Origin of the sequence: Streptomyces sp. SID5910, assembly GCF_009862125.1 — a bacterium.
In the GTDB taxonomy this organism is placed as follows: Bacteria; Actinomycetota; Actinomycetes; order Streptomycetales; family Streptomycetaceae; genus Streptomyces.
In genome coordinates, this window is sequence record NZ_WWHX01000566.1 from 1 (window position 1) to 4,036 (window position 4,036).

Genomic DNA, 4,036 nt, shown 5'->3' on the forward strand with positions numbered 1-4,036 from the left:
CGTCGGGGCGCGCGTCGGTGGAAGCCACGGTGTCGCTCCTTGCGGAAGTTCGGGTCGGGGGTGGTCGCGGGTGCTCAGGAGTGCAGGGGGTTGGTGATCGTGACGTAGACGGACTGGGTGTCGACCGGGCCGACGAGTTCGTCGAGTCCGTGCAGGCGGGTCAGCAGGTTGGCCTTGCAGCGCAGGACGGGCGAGTCGAGCAGCCGGGCGGGCAGCGCGCCGCGCAGCGGGGCCGGGCCCGAGGCGAGGCGGCCGAGGAAGCGGCGGAAGGCGGCGAGGAGCAGCCGTTCGTCGGCGAGGCCCTGGGAGCCGAGGGCTCCGACGAGGCCGAACACGTTGTTGACGGCGAGGTAGTAGGCGAAGCGCTCGTCGGTGACCTCGTCGGAGACGAACGTGTCGCTGCGGGTGCCGATGCCGGGCAGCCGGGCGTCGAGTTCCGTGCGGCGGGACTCGCGGAAGTAGTAGCCCTGGTTGTCGCGGTAGCGGCCGCCGGCGGGCCAGCCGTCGGTGTCCAGCAGGAGCAGCGTGTTCTGCTGGTGCGCCTCCAGGGCGATGCCGGCCTCCGCGTCCAGCCACAGCACGGGGCGGACGACGTGTTCGAGGTACCGCAGGAACCACTCGGCGGCGACCGCGCCGCGCGGGCGGCCGGTGCGCCTGGCGAGCCGGGTGACGATCTCACCGAGCCGGGACCTCGCTGCCGGGCCGGTCCCGTCCGCGCCGTCGGCCGGCCGGGGCGCGACGAGCGCGGCGACGCAGGAGACGTCGTCCGAGGGGCGGAACGGGTTGTGCCGGACGACGGCGTCGAGCCCCGGCACGGGTGTGCCGTCCGGTGCGTCGACGGCGATCCAGGCCGGGTCGCGGACGATGTCGAAGTCCGGGTGCGCGGCCCGCCACCGCCGGGACAGGCCGGCGCGCAGCAGCCGGTGGACCTCGACGCCGCGGTGGAGTTCCTTGCGCAGGTTCTCCCGGCGGGAGTTGGTGATGTGCAGGGCCAGGGACAGCTTCAGCATGGCCGGCGCGGCGCTGCGGTGGACGGTGCGCAGGGAGGACGTGGGGTGCCAGGGGTCGCCGTGGGCGCCGAGGTCCCGCAGCAGGCCGGCGTCCAGCAGGGCCCGCGTCCCGGGGCGGTGCCGGGCCTCGCGGAACTGCCAGGGGTGCAGGGGCAGGGCCGCGTAGCCGTCGGGCAGGGCGAGGCCCGGGCCGGCGAGGCGTGCGGTGAGCAGGGCCGCGCTGACCGGGCGTCCGCGCTCGGTCCAGGCCGAGTCGGTGGCGAGTACGGAGGGCGCGACGGCCAGCCAGTGCAGCGGGAAGGAGCCGCGGAGTTCGGGTGAGTACAGCAGGGTTTCGGCGTCGGTGAGCCCTTCGCGGCTCTTCGGCGTGGGGTGGAGGGGGTGCCCGAGGAGGAGGGCCTGTTCGGCGGCGAGGAAGAGGTCCGGGGTGTCGCCGGGGCGTTCCGCGCGCTCGCGGAGGAAGAGGGCGGTCCGGCGGACGGAGTCGGCCACGCGCGCGACGAGATCGGTGCCGTGGGGTCCCGCCTCCCGGGCGGTCTCCCTCGCGAGGAGCGCGGCGACGGCCACCGCGTCCGGCGCCGGTGCGGACGCGGGGGCGCCGGCCAGGCGCGGGGGGCCGAAGCGGTGCAGGCCGGTCGGGGACCAGTAGGCGACGGGGACGACCAGGGCGGTGCCGCTGGCCGGCAGGGGGATGTGCAGGAGGCCGTCGTCCGGCGCCGGCAGGCCGGCCTCGCGGGTCCAGCAGCGCAGCAGGTTCCCCACGGCGGCGGTCTGTGCGGTGAGGTGCGGGTCGGGGATGTCCGGGGCCGGGTGGGCCCGGGACCCCGGGACGGAGGCGGTGGCGGGTGCGGGGGTGGTGTGCAACGCGGGTCCTTGATGACGTGCTGTGTCGGGCGGCGTCGTGGGCGGCGGGGCTCAGCGTGGAGCGCCCGGTCCGGGGGCCGGGGCATGTGGTGTGCGGGATGACGAGGCATGGCGGATGCGGGGTGCCGGGGCCACCGCAACCGCCCCGACCGCGTCGGCCAGCCGGTCCAGCACCGCCGTCGCCTGTTCCTCGGTGATGGTCAGTGGCGGCAGCAGGCGTACGACGCTCGCGGACGGGCCGGCGCGGTCCACGATGAGCCCGCGGCGCAGGCACTCCCGCTGGACGGCGGCGGCGGTCTCGGGACAAGCGGTGCCGTGCTCGGCGTCCACCAGGTCGATGCCGATCATCAGCCCCCGGCCCCGCACCTCACCGACGCAGGGGAACTCCTCGGCCAGGCCCCGCAGTCGGGCCATCATGCGGGCGCCCAGGGCGCGGGCATGCTCGGCGAGCCGGTGGACGCGGACGTACGCCAGGGTGGCCGTGCCCGCGGCCAGGGCGAGTTGGTTGCCGCGGAAGGCACCGGCACCGAAGTCCCCCGCGCCCAGGTCCTCGTGGTGGACGACCGTGGCCAGTGGCAGGCTGCCGCCGATCGCCTTGGAGAGGACGAGGACGTCGGGGGTGATCCCGCTGTGCTCCACCGCCCAGAAGGCTCCGGTCCGTCCGACTCCCGTCTCGGTCTCGTCGGCGATCAGCGGTACGGCCCGCTCTGCCGTGATCCGCCGCATGCACCGCATCCAGGCGTCGGGGGCGGGAATCACCCCGTCCCCGCCGTGCACCGGCCGGAGCATCAGCCCTGCGGGCGGCGCCTGCTCGGGCCGGCGGTCGTCGAGCGCGGACTCGGCCCGGCGGACAGCGAGTTCGGCACCGCGCTCGCCGCCTGCTCGCGAGCGGTGGTCCTCCGGGTACGGCAGCCGTACGAGCCCTGCGCCGTCGGCGTCACCCGGTGTCCCCGAATCGCCGGTCGCCGTGCCGTCGTCGGTGAAGGCGAGCACCCGGGTCCGTCCGGTGGCCGCGCGGACGAGTGCGACGGCGGCGGAGACCGCGTCCGTCCCGCCCGGTCCACAGAACCGCACGCGCGCGTGGTCGGCCAGTCCGGGCGGCAGCGTGTGCAGCAACTCGGTGACGAAGGCGTCCTCCACCGGGGTGGTGAGGTTCATGACCTGTAGTGGCGCACCGGAGTCGAGCACCTTGCGGATGGCCTCAAGGACCACCGGGTGGTTGTGCCCCAGGGCCAGTGTCCCGGCGCCCGAGCCGCAGTCCAGGTAACGGCGGCCGTCCGCGCCCTCGATGGTCAGGCCCCGCGCCCGGACCGGCACGACCGGCAGGGCGCGCGCATAAGTACGGGCCGCGGACTCGCGCGCCCCCTGCCGCTTCGCGTACCCGGTCTCCGCCACGGCTCCCTGACCTCCCGCTGTCCAGAGGCGAGTCGCGAAACGTGTCGCCCTCGTCGCCGCCCTCGGCACGGGGACCGCGTCGGACAGCAGGCCCCACCGCTACCAACCCCCGGCCGCTGACCGGGTTACGGGTTGCCTCAAGATCCTTGCCGTGACGCAACCGTTGCCGTTCCGTCGGAACTCCCCCACAGCGACCGCATAGTGTGTGGTGCCGTTCCAGGCCGCCGCACACGCCTCGCGGACCCGACGCGGGTCCGGCGGGAAACGCGGCCGCAGCACCACTCGTTCAAGCTGGGGGAGTCAACACCATGCGATCCATACGGCCGTCGTTCACCACGCGCGGGCACAGGGGCGGGCGGCGCAGAACCTCCCCCCTGCCGGCCACCGTGGCCCTCGTCTCCGCACTCGTGCTCACCGCCACCGCCTGCGAGTCGGGCGACGCCGAGGCGGGCGGCGACGCCTCGGCCTCCGCGACCACGGCGGACGGCGGCAACGGTGAGATCAGGATCCCGGACCACATCAAGGACAAGCTCAAGGAACACGGGATCGACGTCGACGAGTGGAAGAACGGCGCCTGGAAGAACTGGGACAAGGACGACTGGCTGCGCGAGGCGCAGGACTACGTCAACCCCATCATCGAGGACCTCTGGGACCCGGACCGCATGCGAGACGCCGAGGAGCCCGGCAAGGAGGTCGACGACAGCGACCTCTCCGGTGACCAGGGCGTCACCGACCCGGAGCCGGCGCCTGTCCCGGCCAAGGCCGTC

General features: G+C 74.9%; 2 protein-coding genes and 1 pseudogene. 1 reads left to right on the plus strand and 2 read right to left on the minus strand.

The window, feature by feature from the left end; translation table 11 throughout:
• Nucleotides 1–74: 74 nt before the first annotated feature.
• Both GTW67_RS20020 and GTW67_RS20025 read right to left on the minus strand, forming a co-directional pair.
• A complete protein-coding gene (locus GTW67_RS20020) occupies nucleotides 75–1,874 on the minus strand; it encodes an IucA/IucC family protein (RefSeq protein WP_161166193.1) in 1,800 nt (599 codons plus the stop codon).
• Nucleotides 1,875–1,925: 51 nt separating this feature from the next.
• A complete protein-coding gene (locus GTW67_RS20025; protein ID WP_346010695.1) occupies nucleotides 1,926–3,269 on the minus strand; it encodes an aminotransferase class III-fold pyridoxal phosphate-dependent enzyme in 1,344 nt (447 codons plus the stop codon).
• A gap of 308 nt (nucleotides 3,270–3,577) precedes the next feature.
• On the opposite strand from GTW67_RS20025, the pseudogene GTW67_RS20030 reads away from it, so the two are divergent.
• Nucleotides 3,578–4,036: pseudogene (locus tag GTW67_RS20030) on the plus strand (hypothetical protein); the annotation flags it as partial.